At 61.9% G+C, this 15676-nt stretch carries 12 protein-coding genes; 4 read left to right on the top strand and 8 right to left on the bottom strand.

Annotated elements, in window-relative coordinates; translation table 11 throughout:
* The first annotated feature begins 499 nt into the window (after positions 1-499).
* Positions 500-2125: a glucan biosynthesis protein D gene (locus HBR94_RS21065; protein WP_057438023.1), complete on the top strand. Its 1626-nt coding sequence runs from the start codon at positions 500-502 to the stop codon at positions 2123-2125.
* Between the two features lie 49 nt (positions 2126-2174).
* On the opposite strand, the gene HBR94_RS21070 is transcribed toward HBR94_RS21065, so the two are convergent.
* From HBR94_RS21070 to HBR94_RS21090, 5 genes are all read right to left on the bottom strand, one after another.
* Positions 2175-2360, bottom strand: coding sequence for a hypothetical protein (locus HBR94_RS21070; protein WP_057438021.1), 186 nt, complete (start codon positions 2358-2360; stop codon positions 2175-2177).
* 246 nt (positions 2361-2606) lie between these two features.
* Positions 2607-3140 carry a GNAT family acetyltransferase gene (locus HBR94_RS21075; RefSeq protein ID WP_057438019.1) on the bottom strand — a complete coding sequence of 178 codons (534 nt, stop codon included), beginning with the start codon at positions 3138-3140 and terminating at the stop codon, positions 2607-2609.
* A gap of 105 nt (positions 3141-3245) precedes the next feature.
* Positions 3246-4352, bottom strand: coding sequence for an NADH:flavin oxidoreductase/NADH oxidase (locus tag HBR94_RS21080; protein ID WP_170045480.1), 1107 nt, complete (start codon positions 4350-4352; stop codon positions 3246-3248).
* A 170-nt stretch (positions 4353-4522) separates the two neighbouring features.
* Complete coding sequence (gene recJ, locus HBR94_RS21085) at positions 4523-6232, bottom strand: single-stranded-DNA-specific exonuclease RecJ (protein WP_170045481.1); 1710 nt, start codon at positions 6230-6232, stop codon at positions 4523-4525.
* A gap of 249 nt (positions 6233-6481) precedes the next feature.
* A complete protein-coding gene (locus HBR94_RS21090; protein ID WP_057438005.1) occupies positions 6482-7024 on the bottom strand; it encodes a YaeQ family protein in 543 nt (180 codons plus the stop codon).
* Between the two features lie 147 nt (positions 7025-7171).
* Here HBR94_RS21090 and HBR94_RS21095 point away from each other — a divergent pair, with 147 nt between their 5' ends.
* Together HBR94_RS21095 and HBR94_RS21100 are read left to right on the top strand one after the other, a co-directional pair.
* Complete coding sequence (locus tag HBR94_RS21095) at positions 7172-8371, top strand: CaiB/BaiF CoA-transferase family protein (RefSeq protein ID WP_057444507.1); 1200 nt, start codon at positions 7172-7174, stop codon at positions 8369-8371.
* A gap of 25 nt (positions 8372-8396) precedes the next feature.
* The gene (locus HBR94_RS21100; protein ID WP_170045482.1) at positions 8397-9281 is read left to right on the top strand and encodes a TIGR02285 family protein; all 885 of its coding nucleotides are present in this window, start codon (positions 8397-8399) and stop codon (positions 9279-9281) included.
* Between the two features lie 170 nt (positions 9282-9451).
* On the opposite strand, the gene HBR94_RS21105 is transcribed toward HBR94_RS21100, so the two are convergent.
* Positions 9452-9736: a DUF3509 domain-containing protein gene (locus HBR94_RS21105; RefSeq protein WP_057438042.1), complete on the bottom strand. Its 285-nt coding sequence runs from the start codon at positions 9734-9736 to the stop codon at positions 9452-9454.
* A gap of 270 nt (positions 9737-10006) precedes the next feature.
* On the opposite strand from HBR94_RS21105, the gene HBR94_RS21110 reads away from it, so the two are divergent.
* The gene (locus HBR94_RS21110) at positions 10007-10669 is read left to right on the top strand and encodes a response regulator transcription factor (protein ID WP_170045483.1); all 663 of its coding nucleotides are present in this window, start codon (positions 10007-10009) and stop codon (positions 10667-10669) included.
* A gap of 28 nt (positions 10670-10697) precedes the next feature.
* On the opposite strand, the gene HBR94_RS21115 is transcribed toward HBR94_RS21110, so the two are convergent.
* Positions 10698-11927 carry an EAL domain-containing response regulator gene (locus tag HBR94_RS21115; RefSeq protein WP_115129361.1) on the bottom strand — a complete coding sequence of 410 codons (1230 nt, stop codon included), beginning with the start codon at positions 11925-11927 and terminating at the stop codon, positions 10698-10700.
* 72 nt (positions 11928-11999) lie between these two features.
* Positions 12000-15581 (bottom strand): transporter substrate-binding domain-containing protein, encoded by a 3582-nt coding sequence (locus HBR94_RS21120; RefSeq protein WP_346342849.1) that lies wholly within the window; start codon positions 15579-15581, stop codon positions 12000-12002.
* Positions 15582-15676 lie beyond the last annotated feature (95 nt).

The raw sequence follows: 15676 nt of genomic DNA on the forward strand, positions 1-15676 counted from the left end.
TTAAACCACGATGGCCGCAGGCAGGTATTGCGCAGTGGGCACCCCGGCATGGATGCCGGGGTAGCCGCGACACGGCCATGGATGGCCGATCGCGGCGGGCCCACGGAGCAATGCCTGACTGCGGGCACACCGAGCCTAGGCGAGGTGCCGAGTGGTGGGGCAAGAGCCCTTTTGGTTACTTTTGGGGCTCTTTTCCAAAAGTGACCCGCCGTAAGGGCGGAACCAATAGCCGCCGTGACCGCAGCAATGGATATGTACACCGACCCAAAACCATCGCAGGCAAGCCGCCCCCTACAGGATCCCCCCGGCTGACACGTCTTGTTTCATATGCAACGCCATCATCCCGCTATCAATCAATTTTCCTTCCCCACCGAACCCCTTAAGCTATTCAGCATCTGTTTAATGTCCGTTGCGTTTGGCCGAAGGCATGTCCGAACCGTAATTTCTGATCCAGCACGCGCCAGGAACGGCACGGGATTGCTCACCACAGGTTGTATTTATGCACCGCAGGAATTTGCTCAAAGCGTCCATGGCCATCGCGGCCTACACCGGGCTGTCAGCCAGTGGCCTGCTGGCCGCCCAGGCCTGGGCCGGGAATCGTGCAGCCGATGGCGACGCCAAGGCGTTCGACTTCGACTGGCTCAAGCTGCAGGCCAAGCAACTGGCCGGTAAACAGTATCAGGACACCCGCCAGGTGCTGCCGCCGACCCTGGCGACCATGACCCCGCAGAATTTCAATGCCATCGGCTACGACGGTAATCATTCGCTGTGGAAAGACCTCAAAGGCCAGCTGGACGTGCAGTTTTTCCACGTCGGCATGGGTTTCAAGACCCCGGTGCGCATGCACAGTGTCGACCCCAAGACCCGCCAGGCGCGGGAGGTGCATTTCCGTCCGTCGCTGTTCAATTATGAAAAAACCACGGTCGACACCAAGCAGCTCAAGGGCGACTTGGGTTTTTCCGGCTTCAAGCTGTTCAAGGCCCCGGAACTGGACCGCCACGACGTGGTGTCTTTCCTTGGCGCCAGCTATTTCCGTGCGGTGGATAACACCGGCCAGTATGGTCTTTCGGCACGCGGCCTGGCCATCGACACCTACGCCAATAAACGCGAAGAGTTCCCCGATTTCACCCAGTTCTGGTTCGAGACGCCGGACAAGGACAGCACCCGTTTCGTGGTCTACGCCCTGCTCGACTCGCCGAGCGCCACCGGTGCCTATCGTTTTGATATCGACTGCCAGGCCACCCAGGTGGTGATGGCCATCGACGCCCATATCAATGCGCGCACGGCAATCCAGCAGATGGGCATCGCGCCGATGACCAGCATGTTCAGTTGCGGCACCCATGAGCGGCGCATGTGCGACACCATCCACCCGCAGATCCACGACTCCGATCGCCTGGCGATGTGGCGCGGCAACGGCGAGTGGATCTGCCGCCCGCTGAACAACCCGGCCACTCTGCAGTTCAATGCCTTCGCCGATAAAGACCCGAAAGGTTTCGGCCTGGTGCAGACCGACCATGAGTTCGCCAGTTACCAGGACACCGTCGACTGGTACAGCAAGCGCCCAAGTCTGTGGGTGGAGCCGACCACCGCGTGGGGTGAAGGCTCTGTCGATCTGCTGGAAATTCCTACGACCGGCGAGACCATGGACAACATCGTCGCCTTCTGGACCCCGAAAAAACCGGTGGCCGCCGGCGACTCCCTGACCTTTGGCTACAAGCTCTACTGGAGCGCCCTGCCCCCGGTCAGCACACCGTTGGCACAAGTCAACGCCACCCGCTCCGGCATGGGCGGCTTCACCGAAGGCTGGGCGCCGGGTGAGCATTACCCGCCGGTCTGGGCCCGCCGTTTTGCCGTGGACTTCAAAGGCGGTGGCCTCGACCGCCTGCCCGCAGGTACCGGGATCGAGCCTGTGGTCACCTGCTCCCATGGCGAAGTGAAAGACTTCAGCGTGCTGGTGCTCGACGACATCAAGGGCTACCGAATTCTCTTCGACTGGTACCCGACCAGCGACAGCGTCGCGCCGGTGGAGATGCGCCTGTTCATCCGCACCAATGACCGGACCTTGAGTGAAACCTGGTTGTACCAGTACTTCCCGCCCGCACCGGACAAGCGCAAGTACAGCTGATGCCCAACGTTCCCACGCTCATTGCGGCGTGGGAACGCCCCCACCCGGTTCAAAAACGCGAAATACTCCTCATCGCACCAATCAAATAACGCATGGCAATTTGATCGTTTTCGGTCAGGGCACGGTACTGCTCAAGCAACTGCGCCTCGTCCGAGCTCAACCGGCGGCCATGCAACGACAGCTTGCGGCTGAAAAAAAGCACCAGAACCCCTGCGACACCAATGGACTTGGCCATGGACTGTTTCTCCGTGTGATAAACAACAACTCCCGATGCCCATAACCCTGTCCGCGAAGTGCAATGCCTCAGCGCGTAAACAGACTGACTTCCTGGGCCAGAAGCCGTCTTACTTCAAGCGTAGAAACTATCCTGGCGCTTGTGAGATTTTTTTAGAGCATTCACTTAAATAATTGCCTTAAGGCAAAAGGCCTTCAGAAAATCCTCACGTACTGACCGCCGTGTACGCGCCTGATGCCGGACAGATCAGGGCAGCGGGCGATACAAGTGGATGTCATTGGGTTCCCGGTGGTACAGCTCGCTGTCGGGCTGCTTGAGCAAACGACAGCCGTGATGCAGATAAAAATCCACGGTGTTGCGCGACTCGGTGGCCGAGATATACAGCGCCTGCGCACCCAGCGTTACCCCGTGCGCGCAGGCCAGCGTCAGCAAGCGCCCACCCAGCCCATGTCCTCGGCCACTGTGGCTGACATGCAGGAACTTGAGCTGATGCATACGCAGGCCCTGGTTATGGATCACCCGGTTATCCACCACCGCTGCCGCCAGCAGCGTCGGACCAGCAAACACTCCATGCAACCACCCGCCGCGCAGCCAGCAGGCATGCAACTCCAGGGCATCCTGCTCGGCTTCGCCTTCGGGCCAACCGCGCATGTCGTGGTGAGCGGCGTAGAGCACCAACTCGCCGTGTTCTAGGCGATAGCACTCATCAATCTGCTCAGTGCGGTCAATCAACGCCAGCAGGGGAATGTCGCTTTCATTCAAATCACGTTCCACCAGCATCTTGGCCTCCAGTGTCCAGGACGCTCAGGATCGCTACTCCCCCGGCGACAGGCAAGAAAAAACCCACCGTGATCAGCGGTGGGTCTGGGTGACGAATGTAAAAAATCAGTCGCGCAAGTCAGACTCATGGATCGGCTGGTCGCGGTGGGTAGCCCGCTGGTACTGCGCCGGCCAGGTCGCCTTGCGGCCGCCCAGGTCGTCATCGGCGTGCAGCGGCCAGTACGGATCACGCAGCAGTTCCCGGGCCAGGAAGATGATATCGGCCTGGCAGGTGCGCAGAATATGCTCGGCCTGGGCCGGCTCGGTAATCATCCCGACCGTGCCGGTGGCCATGCCGGATTCCTTGCGCACGCGCTCGGCAAAGCGCGTTTGATAGCCGGGGCCGATAGGGATTTCGGCATTGGCGGCGGTACCACCGGAGGACACGTCGATCAGGTCCACACCCAGGTCTTTCAGGCGGCGTGCCAGTTCCACGGTTTCGTCGGGGTTCCAGCCGTCTTCCACCCAGTCGGTGGCCGAGACGCGTACAAACAGCGGCAGCTCTTGCGGCCACACATCGCGCACCGCCTGGGTGACTTGCAACACCAGGCGGATGCGGTTTTCAAAGGATCCACCGTATTGATCCTGACGCTGATTGCTCAAGGGCGAGAGAAATTGATGCAGCAGATAACCATGGGCGGCATGGATTTCCACCACTTGGAAGCCGGCGGCCAGGGCACGCCTGGCGGCGGCCACGAAGTCGGCGATCACTTGCTGGATTTGCCCTTCGTCCAACTGCCGGGGCGCGGTGTGCTGCGGGTCGAAGGCGATGGGAGACGGACCTACCGGCACCCAGCCACCGTCTGCGGGCTTGACGCTGCCATGCTTGCCGATCCACGGCCGATGGGTGCTGGCCTTGCGCCCGGCGTGGGCCAGTTGAATGCCCGCCACCGCGCCCTGGGCGCTGATAAAGCGTGTGATGCGCTGCAGCGGCTCAATCTGGGCATCATTCCACAGGCCCAGGTCCTGGGCGGTGATGCGGCCATCGGCAGTAACGGCGGTGGCTTCGCTGAAAATCAGCCCGGCGCCGCCAACGGCGCGGCTGCCCAGGTGCACCAGGTGCCAGTCGTTGGCCAGGCCATCGACGGCGGAGTACTGGCACATCGGCGATACGGCAATGCGGTTGAGCAGGGTCAATTGGCGCAGGGTGTAGGGTTCAAGCAACAGACTCATGGGGCACCTCTTCTCGTATCCGGTGGGCATTGGCTCCAGGGTTCTGTCTGACCGGTACGCGTGACGAGAAGATGAAAGGCCCGTCCCCTTCGGGCTAAAAAACAGACAAGGTCACAAGACCAATCACACAGTGCTTAGAGACTAGTCGACAACCGGGGATTGCACAGGGTTCAGCGCGGTTCGATGTGGGCAATCATCAATTGCACGGTTTCCTGGCCGCGGAACTCATTGACGTCGAGCTTGTAGGCCAACTCCACCCAGCGAATGGTCGGGTTCGGCCACACTTCGCGGTCGATGCCAAAGGCAATGCCATCGAGCTTCACCGCGCCGCACTCACTCTTGAGCACTACCTTGAGGTGCCGCTCGCCCACCACCCGCTGCTCCACCAGTTGAAACACCCCATGAAACAAAGGCTCGGGAAAGTGCTGGCCCCAGGGCCCGGCGTTGCGCAGGGCACGGGCCAGTTCCAGGTGGAACTCTTCCACCGCCAGGGTGCCATCGGACAACAGGCGCCCCGTCAGGTCTTCTTCACGCAGTTGCCGGCGTACTTCGGCGTCGAAGGCTTCGGCGAACAACGGGAAGTTGGCTTCAGGCAAGGTCAGGCCCGCCGCCATGGCGTGGCCGCCGTACTTGGCGATCAGGTTCGGGTGCTGGCTGGCCACCACTGCCAGGGCATCACGGATATGAAAGCCCGGCACCGAACGCCCGGAGCCCTTGAGCAGGCCATCACCGGCATCGGCAAAGGCAATGGTCGGGCGGAAATAGCGCTCTTTCATACGCGAGGCGAGAATCCCGATCACACCCTGGTGCCATTCCGGGTCGAACAGGCACAGGCCAAATGGCATCGACTCCACCGGCAAGTCCTTGAGCTGGGCCAGGGCCTCGCGCTGCATACCATGCTCGATGGCTTTGCGGTCTTGGTTCATGCCGTCCAACTGCGCGGCCATTTCCCGGGCCTGGGCGAAGTCGCTGGTGAGCAGGCATTCGATGCCCAGGCTCATGTCATCCAGGCGCCCGGCCGCATTCAGCCGTGGGCCGAGGATAAAACCCAGGTCGGTTGAGGTGATGCGTGCGTGGTCGCGCTTGGCCACTTCCAGGATCGCCTTGATCCCCGGCCGCGCACGCCCGGCGCGGATCCGCTCCAGGCCTTGATGGACCAGGATGCGGTTGTTGGCATCCAGCGGCACCACGTCGGCCACGCTGCCCAGGGCCACCAGATCGAGCAACTCGCCGATATTGGGCTGCGGCTGCTTGTCGTACCAGCCCAGGCTGCGCAGGCGCGCACGCAGGGCCATCAGCACGTAGAAAATCACCCCGACGCCCGCCAGGGCCTTGCTGGGGAACCCGCAACCGGGCTGGTTCGGGTTGACGATGGCATCGGCCGCCGGCAGTTCATCGCCGGGCAAGTGGTGGTCGGTGACCAGCACCTTGAGGCCCGCCGCCTTCGCCGCCGCCACACCCTCGACACTGGAGATGCCGTTGTCCACGGTAATCAGCAAGTGCGGCTCGCGCTGCAAGGCCACGGCGACGATTTCCGGGGTCAGGCCGTAGCCGTATTCGAAGCGGTTGGGCACCAGGTAATCCACATGGGCCGCCCCGAGCAGGCGCAGGCCGAGGGTGCCCACGGTGCTGGCGGTGGCGCCATCGGCGTCGAAGTCGCCGACGATCAGGATGCGCTGGCGCTGCTCCAGGGCCGTCACCAGCAAATCCACGGCAGCCTCAATCCCTTTGAGCTGCTGATAGGGAATCAGCCGCGCCAGGCTTTTATCCAGCTCATCCTGCGAGGTCACGCCACGGGCGGCGTAGAGACGGGTCAGCAACGGTGGCAATTCACCGAGGAACGGCAGGACAGCGGGCAATGGGCGGGGATCGATGCGCATGGGGTGATGGGGGCTTCTGTGCAATACAACGGTTAAAAAACACTATGAGTAACGACAAACATCAAATGTGGGAGCGGGCGTGTGTGGGAGCGGGCTTGCTCGCGAAAGCAGTGGGTCAGTCAACATCAATGCTTGCTGGGCCGACGTCTTCGCGAGCAAGCCCGCTCCCACATGTGATCTTCGCTGCTTTGAAGATTGCCTTCGCTTAACTGGCCAAGCCAGCTCCCACACAAACCCGTCCTGACAGGATCAGCCGCGTTCGCCGACCAGCCACTGCAGTTGCACTTCGTGCTGGCCGCGGTCATCGGTGACGAAAATTGTGCCTTCGCTGATCATCACATCCCACTTGATCACCCGTGGCATGTCCTTGGCCAGGGTTTCCAGGATTTCCTGGGGCACGGCGGCGATATGCACGTTTTTCAGGTTGTTGGCCACCGGCACCACCTTGCCTTCCCACACCCGCAGGCTGCCGTAGGCCAGCAAGCTGGTACGTTCGGTACGGCGCGAACACCAGGTCAGGCGGTCGGCATCGGGCTGGCCGACTTCGATCCAGTGCAAAACCCGATCATCCAGGCTTTTTTCCCACAGGGCTGGTTCGTCTACATCTGACAGTCCGCGACCAAACGACAACTGCTCGTTGTACCAAAGGGCGTAGGCCAGCAAACGCACGGTCATGCGTTCTTCGGTTTCCGAGGGGTGACGGGCGATGGTTTGCTTGACGCTCTCGTACACCGAACGATCGAGGTCGGTCAGGTTGAGTTCAAACTTGTAGGTCGTGGACGGCTGGGCCATGAACGGACTTCTAGAGACAGGGAAAGGCGGCCAGTCTAACCGATGGCGGGGTCATTCAACGAATCCTGCGCTGCATCATCCTTATCCCTGCAGCACTCGCCTATGTTAAAAGGCAATACATACCTTCCTGCGTTAGTAAGGATCCTCATGTCGTTTACCGCCAAACCGCTCGCCGGCCTGAAAGTCATCGAACTGGGCACCCTGATCGCCGGCCCGTTCGCCTCGCGCATATGCGCCGAGTTCGGTGCCCAAGTGATCAAGGTCGAATCCCCCGACGGCGGCGACCCGCTGCGCAAATGGCGCAAGCTGTATGAAGGCACGTCGCTGTGGTGGTTTGTCCAGGCGCGCAATAAACAGTCCCTGACCCTCAACCTCAAGCATCCCGAGGGGCTGGCGATCCTCAAGCAGTTGCTGGCAGACGCCGACATCCTGATCGAGAATTTCCGCCCCGGCGTCCTGGAAAAACTCGGCCTGAGCTGGGACACCCTGCACGCCCTCAACCCCAAGCTGGTAATGGTACGGCTCTCGGGCTTTGGCCAGACCGGGCCGATGAAGGATCAACCGGGCTTCGGCGCGGTCGGTGAATCCATGGGTGGCCTGCGCTACATCACCGGCTTCGAAGACCGCCCGCCGGTGCGCACCGGGATTTCCATCGGCGACTCCATCGCCGCGCTGTGGGCGGTGATTGGCGCGCTCATGGCCCTGCGCCATCGCGAGGTCAACGGCGGCCTCGGTCAAGTGGTGGATGTGGCGCTGTATGAAGCGATCTTCGCGATGATGGAAAGCATGATCCCCGAGTTCGATGTGTTCGGGTTTATCCGCGAGCGCACCGGCAACATCATGCCGGGCATTACCCCGTCATCAATCCATACCACCGCCGATGGCAAGCATGTGCAGATTGGCGCCAATGGCGATGCAATCTTCAAGCGCTTCATGCTGACCATTGGCCGTGAAGACCTGGCCAATGACCCACAACTGGCCAGCAATGATGGCCGCGATAGCCGGCGCGACGAGCTGTACGGCGTAATCGACCGCTGGGTCAACAGCTTGCCACTGGCCCAGGTGGTGGAGCAGCTGAACCAGGCCGAAGTGCCTGCCAGCCGGATCTACAGCGCCGAAGATATGCTGGGCGACCCGCAATACCTCGCCCGGGAAATGTTCCTCAAGGCCCAGTTGCCCGACGGCAAGGATTTCAAGATGCCCGGCATCGTGCCCAAGCTCTCGGACACCCCAGGCAGTTGCGAGTGGGTCGGGCCAGAGCTGGGCGAACACAATGCCGTGGTTCTGCAATCCCTGGGCTACGACAGCGACGCCGTGGCCCGTTTGCGCAAGGATGGCGCGATCTGATGCCCCGTGGAGCACTCTCAAGATAATGGCCGGCCGTTTTATCAGGGCGTTGCGGCGCCTATGGCTCATCGCCCCGCTGCTGGGGATGCTGCCGCTCTCGAGCCAGGCACAGGACACCCTGACCTGGCTGGTGCGTGACCTGCCGCCGATGACCATTTTCGAGGGCCCGCAAAAGGGCCAGGGCAGCGTCGATAAACTGCTGCCGCTGTTGATCGAGCGCCTGCCGCAGTATCGTCACCAGATCCTGCACGTCAATCGCGCCCGAGGCCTGCAAATGCTCAACACGCCCTCCTTCACCTGCGATCCATCGTTGGTATGGACCCCCGTGAGGGCCAGGAACATTGTGTTTTCCGCGCCGGCGTTCGCCGTGCTGAGCAATGGCATCGCGATTCGCCGCAACCAGCAGGGCGCCCTGGCAAGCTATGTGGTGGATGGCCAGTTCGATCTGGTGAGGTTTCTCGACCTGCAGCAGATGCGTCTTGGGATCGTCGCCGAGCGTAGCTACGGACCTGGGGTGGACGAACAGTTGAATCACGCCGATCCACTCAAGCTGGCCCCACATTACGGTAACGACGCACTGGGCAGTTTGCTGCAGATGCAGCGCCTGGGGCGGCTGGAAGCCGTGTTGGGCTACTGGACGGAAATCCGATACCAGGCAGCGCAACAGGGTATTGATCCGCAAGACCTGGTGTTCTATCCGATCAAGGGCACGGCGCGCTATCAGCGGATTCATATCGGTTGCTCGGACACCCCGATGGGGCGCGAGGCCATTACCCATATCAATCGCGAGTTGCAGAATATTCCCCAGGAGACATTGCGCCAGTCCTACGCCAACGGGCTGGACCCGCTGATGCGCGAGCAATACCTCAAGGACAACCCGAGGTTTTTCAGCGAAACGCCGCTGCCCTGATAAATCCAGGGCAAAAAGAAACCCCGAGCAGTGGGGAGACAACTCGGGGTTAAACGTGGCCTACAAAGACCAGTACAACAAGCTACAAGCACCGGAGCACAATGCTTGATCCTGCTGTTACATGGTCTGACTGGCCTTCCTGTAGGAAGGTTCCGAAGATAAAAATTTCTTCACGCCTGGACGCTGATGCGCGTCTGGGCTGCGTTGCGCAAGGCCGCGATTACCGAAGGTTCCAGGCGCCCTTCGGCGATTTTCAGGTCGCGGAGCAGGCAGTCCACCACGTCCACCAAGGCGCGTTTGTCGGTCAATTGCGCACGATCCACTTCGCGTTCGACCACGATTGCGCCCGTGGGGCTCTTCACTGTCACCAGGCTCTCGCCGTGTACACCCGAGGTAGTCAGCGTGACCTGATAAGGGCTCAGCGCTTCACCGAGCAATAGGCTGATACTTTCCATCTCGATCACCACTCAATCATGAGAAAAATAAATAACCAGTGTAGGCGCGAGCTTGCTTGCGAAAAACCTGAGAGCGCCACGTTCGTTCAGGATGCCCTACATTATCGTTGACGTTTTTCGCGAGCAAGCTCGCGCCTACAGATAAGTGACCTACTCCAAAAGCACAAAGTTCGCCTTTGAGCTGAGCTTATCGAGCATGCATGGCAAATATGACAGAGAGAAAACAGCCGCCGACAGGCTAGAATCTCCTGATTATTGCCGGAGTCCACCGTGAGAGACGCGTCTGAACAGCCCTTGCGTATTGTCATCGCCGACGATCATCCGATTTTCCTGATCGGTTTGCGGGCAGTGCTGGAGCGCGACGAGCAGGTGCGCATCGTCGGTGAGGCCACCTCACCCCAGGCCCTGGCCGCCCTGCTGCAACACTGCCCCTGCGATGTACTGGTCACCGATTTCATGATGCCCGCCGAACCCCAGGCCGATGGCCTGCGCCTGATCGAACACCTGCGCCGGCATTACCCGGACCTGCCGATTGTGGTGGTGACCATGCTCAACAACGCCGGCCTGTTCCACTCGATCCTGGAACTGGGGGTCATGGGTCTGTTGAGCAAGGCCAGCCTGGCCGACGAGTTGCCCGAAGCCATCGACAAGGTGCGCCAGCAGCGGCCCTATGTGGCCCGCACCATTGAACAGGCGCTCGCCCTGGCCGGTGCAGTGGGGGCTGATCGCCTGCACTCACAGCACCAGTTGTCACCCCGGGAACTGGAGGTGATCCGCTTGCTGGCAGGTGGCAAGACGGTGGGCGAGATTGCCGCGCACCTCAATCGCAGCAAGCAGACCGTCAGCGCGCAGAAAGTCAGTGCCATGCGCAAGCTGGGGCTGATCAGCGATGCCGCGTTGTTCATCTATGTGCAGGAACACGGGTTGGCCTAGGTTTGTGCAGCGCCCGGCTTGCCGGCTCCTACAAGGCAATCGCCGTAGATTTCGCCAGCCAGTGTTGCAGCGCCTGGGCACTCATCGGATGAGCGATCAGGCAACCCTGCAGCCAGGCCGGCCCCAGCGCGCGCACCGCGTCACGGTCGGCGGGGGTTTCAATTCCGGTCACGACCACGCCAACCCCCAGGTGCTGGGCCATGCTCATGGCCCCGGCGACCACCGCACACTTGCGTTCGTCACCCGCCATCCCGCTGGCAAACGCCGGGGGAATCTTCAGCTCGGTGAACGGCAGCTCCAGCAACCGTTGCAGGCTGGTACCGCCGATGCCGAAATCGCCAATGGACAGCTTGCAACCGATCATCCGCAAGCGCAGCAAACCGGTGACATGGGCGCTGTCGGTCTTCAGGCGCGAGGTTTCCACCAGTTCCAGGGTGAGGTTGCGCGCCGGGACGGCAAAGCGCTGCAGCAGGCCTTGCAGCGTGAGCGCGAAGTGTTCCTGATCCAGCAACCGCCCGGGAATGTTGACTGACACCGGCAGTTCCAGGCCCGTGTCCCGGGTCACCTGGGCGCATAGGCGCAACACCTGGTCCAGCACGTACCAGGTAAAGGCCTGCTCCAGGCCCGCCAACTCCAGCAGCGGCAGAAACTCGCTGGGCATCAACTGGCCATGCTCCGGGTCTTGCCAGCGCGCCAACGCCTCTACGCCTTGCAGATCACCGGCCTGGCTGACGATGGGCTGGTAGCAGACACGGGCGTAACGCTCAATGGCGGCCTCGCCGACCTCAGCGCAAAGTTTCTCGGTCGCGAATTCACTCACTCCCAGCATCTGGTGCACACGGTCCCAGGACAGCGCTTGCGGGCTCGGCCGCAAGCGTTGCCGGCAGGCATCGAGCATCTGCCCGATGGAAGTGGCGGAAGCCGGCTTGGGCATGCACCCCAATACGTTCAACCCCGCCTGACGCGCCATGCTCGCCACGCCTTCCAGTACATCCGGTTCGGCGTCGCTCAACAGGACCAGGACCTGGGCCTGGCTGTGCTCAGCCATTTCGCGGATCAGCCCCAGTGAGTCGCCATGCTCCAGGTACAGATCGCAGATGGCGATATCCACCGGCCCCTTGCTCGCCAGCGACTGGCGGGCGACCTCGACGCTGTCGGCCGTAAGCACGTTGAACACGCCGTTGGCGTTGAGCATCTGGTGCAGGGCCATCAGCTGGAACGGGTGATCTTCGAGAATCAGGACTTTGAGTGAGCGCATGGAAAACTCTGGGGCTGCGTGCAGGATGGCCCACATTAGCCAAAACCCGGACGCGACCACATAGGACGCGTCCTATTCTTGCTCCAGATAAGGCTGAATCTCCTCTCGCAGTGCCAACAATGCCTGCGACAAGGCTTGCCAGCGCACCGGCAGCTCAGCGTCGCGGTGTTCCCGCGCACTGCTTTCAAGGGCGATGCAGGCCTTGGCCAACGGCAGCGCATCCACCAGGCAACAAATGCCCTTGAGGCGATGCAGGCTGGCCCGCACCTGCACCAGGTCGTGCTCGGCCATGGCGCTGCCCAACAGGTGGTGCTCGTGCTCCAAATTGTTCGCCAACTCCTGCAACATGCTTTGCAGAATCGGCCCGTCGGCCTGGGTCATCTTGCGCAGGGCCTGCAGGTCGAAGGCCGGTACCGCCGTGACCCGGGCCAGCACCTGGGCCCACTGCTCCAGGGTCACCGGCTTGACCAGCAGCACATCCATACCCGCCTGCTGGCCGCGCTGGCTCTCGTCCTCCTGGGCCGCAGCGGTGCAGCCAATCAACGCGCAGCGCGGGCGCAGCTCCTGGGTTTCGATCTGGCGAATGGCCTCGGCCAGGGCATAACCGGACATGCCCGGCATATGACAATCAGTCACCAGCACGTCGAACGCCTCGCTGCGCCAACGCTGCAATGCGGCCTCGGCACTATTGAGGGCCACCACCTGGTGCCCGAGGAATTGCAACTGCTGGACCAGCACCAAGCGGTTGGCCGGCAGGTCGTCGACAATCAGCACCGACAGCACCCGGCCCCCAGCCAGCACCGGCGCGGCGGCCACCGGCGCCGGCAGGTCGTCACTGCCGACCCGGTCCAGGCGCAGGTCGATACACACGGTGGTGCCTTCGCCCAGGGCGCTGTGCAGGGTGATTTGCCCGCCCATCAGGTCCACCAGTTGCTGGCAGATACTCAAACCCAAGCCGGTGCCGCCATGTTCGGCAGCCGTCAGCGGGCTGCCCTGGATAAACGGCCGGAACACTCGTGCCTGCTGTTCGACGCTGATGCCGGGGCCAGTATCTTCGACGCACAGGTGCAAGTATTCATGCCCCTCACCATCCACCTGGCAGGCGACACGCATACGCACATCTCCGCGTTGCGTGAACTTCAGCGCATTGCCCAAAAGGTTATGCATGACCTGGCGCAGGCGCAGCGGGTCGAACCAGTAAAAGCCTTGGGCCTGGGGATCGAACGCCAGGGTCAGGTGCAGGCCCTTTTTCTGCGCAGTGGCTTCAAACAGGCGCTGGATGCCTTCGAAGAAACCTTTCAGGTCAGTGGTCTGTGGCGCCAATTGCAGATGGCCGGCTTCGATCTTCGCCAGATCAAGGCTATCGCCCATCAGGGCAATCAACTCCCGTGCCGAGCGATGGGCCACCTGCAACGCCTCGGAAACAGGGGCGCCCGAGGCCAGGGCGCGCTCCTGCTCCAGCTCCAGCAGGCCGATAATCGCCGTCATCGGTGTACGAATCTCATGACTGAGGTTCGACACAAAGGCACTCTTGGCGTAGTTCGCTTCATCGGCAGCGCGACGCGCGTCCATCAGTTGGGTTTCCAGGACCTTGCGCTCGTTGATATCGACCCAGCCCCCGAGCAAACCCCGCAACTGGCCCTGGGCATCGTAAAACGGCACGGTCCATTGATAGACATGGGCGATACCGCCGTTGAACTCCAGTTGGCGGTCGATAAACAACGACTGCTGCGTCTCCAGTTGCTCCATGTGCCCCACATGCAGGCGCAAGGCGGTGGCGGCCGGCAAAATTCCACTCTCCGGCAGGGTCAGGCCCTGGATCAGTTCAAGCCGGGTGGCCAACTGCTGTTCATAGCTTTTGTTGCAGGTGACCAAACGGCCAGCGAGGTCACGCACAAACACCGGGTTGGGCATGCCGTCGAGCAGGGCGCGCTTGAACGCCAGTTGGTCATTGAGCCGTCGCTCGGCCTCCACACGCTGGCGGATCTGACGCTTGAGCCGACTGTTCCAGACCAGGGATACCAGCACAAACAGCAGCGCCGTGGCGACCGTCCAATAGGCCCATGGCGGCACACGCTGCCAGGCGGGTACCGGGACCGCCACCGCGCCCATCCAGCGCAGGCGCAAAGCGCTCAGCTCGGCTACCGGCAAAGCTTCCAGGGCCTTGTTCAAAATACTCAGCAGCTCGGGATGGTCCTTGCGCACTGACAGGTTGTCACTGGACCACTTGCCATCGACACTGCGACCGACCCGCAACTCATCGGTCGGATAACTCTGCACCTCGACTTCACTCTGGATGGTCGCTGCCGCGTCTCCCCGGGCTACCAGGGCCCGAGCCTCGGTGTAGTTGGCCACCGAGCGCAGGCGGATCTGCGGGTATTCACGCCGGATGTAGCCTTCGAGCACATGCCGCGCCGGCAGCGCCAACACCTCGCCCGAAAGCTGGCTGAGGCTGGTCAGCGGTGGCGTATCAAGACGCTCGACAAACACCCAGCCGGCACCGCCAAACCCGTGGCTGAAATCCAGAAACCTTCGGCGTTCGGTGTTTTCCACCAGGGTAGTGCTCATATCCGCACTGCCATTTTCCAGGATTGCCAGGGTCTGCGCGGTGGAAAACACTTCCTCCATGACGAACTGCAAACCGGTCATGCGCGACAGGCGGTTGAGCAGATCGACATTCAACCCGACCCAGCGCCCGTCCTTGTCTTTGAACACATAGGGCGAGTATTGCTGGGACGCCACCACCACATGGGGATGCTGCAGCACCCAGGCCTGCTCGGCGGCCGACAGGGGAATACGCTCACCGACGACGTCCACCCCCAGCCCGGTGGTCCAACGGGCCAGGATCTCACGGCGCACCGAGTCATCAATGCTCTGCAACGCCCGGTCCATCATCTTGCCCAGCAAGGGATCGGCCTGGCGCGTGGCGAAGGCAAAACCAATCGGCGCCAGGCGGCTTTGCTCCTTGATCTGCATGCTCAGGTAAGGACGCAGGGACTTGTAGGCGCGCACGATCACTTCATTGCCGATAAACGCATCCACATCACCCTGCTCCAGGGCTTCGAGGCCGCTATAGAGATTGGGCGCCAGCATGATGTGGCTTTGCGGGTAGGCGGCATGCACGTTCTTGACGTTGGCGTAGCCATCGAGCAACACCACCTTCTTGTCCTGGAGTGCGTCGTTTGGCGTGGCGTCGGCACCGCGGGTCACCACCACCGAACGGTCGGGCATATAGTCCGCCGTAAAGGCCAGGCCGGGCACGTCACGTTCATAGCCGTTGGCGCTGGTGAGGATATCAATCGTCCCGGCGCGCAGGGCCTCCACGGCCTGGGCCCGCTCGGCGAAGCCCATCACCTGCATCGACACGCCGAGTCGCGCCCCCACCAGGCTCAAGTAGTCGGCACTGATGCCCTGGTAGCGATTGCGATCGCGGGTGATGTCGATGGGTTGGTAGTCATCAATGGAAATCCCCACCCTCAGGGTTCGGTGTTGCGCCAGCCACTGCCGCTCGGCGGGTGCCAGGGGGATGGGCGCCAGGGTGATAAACGCCGGCACCAGATTGAACGGCAGGCTGACGGCGGCCAGGCTTGCAGGCAGGTGGCCGAGCAGCAGCGCGCTCAGTAGGCACAGGTGCCATCGGGTCGTGAACCGCACCGTGGGGGTTTCCTTGTGGGTTATTTTTGGTTCGGTGGACATATCCGTTGCAGGGGTAACGGGGCGCCCTGGATCAAAAACAGGGCGCGATACCC

Source organism: Pseudomonas sp. WS 5412 (assembly GCF_012985615.1).
GTDB lineage: Bacteria > Pseudomonadota > Gammaproteobacteria > Pseudomonadales > Pseudomonadaceae > Aquipseudomonas > Aquipseudomonas shahriarae.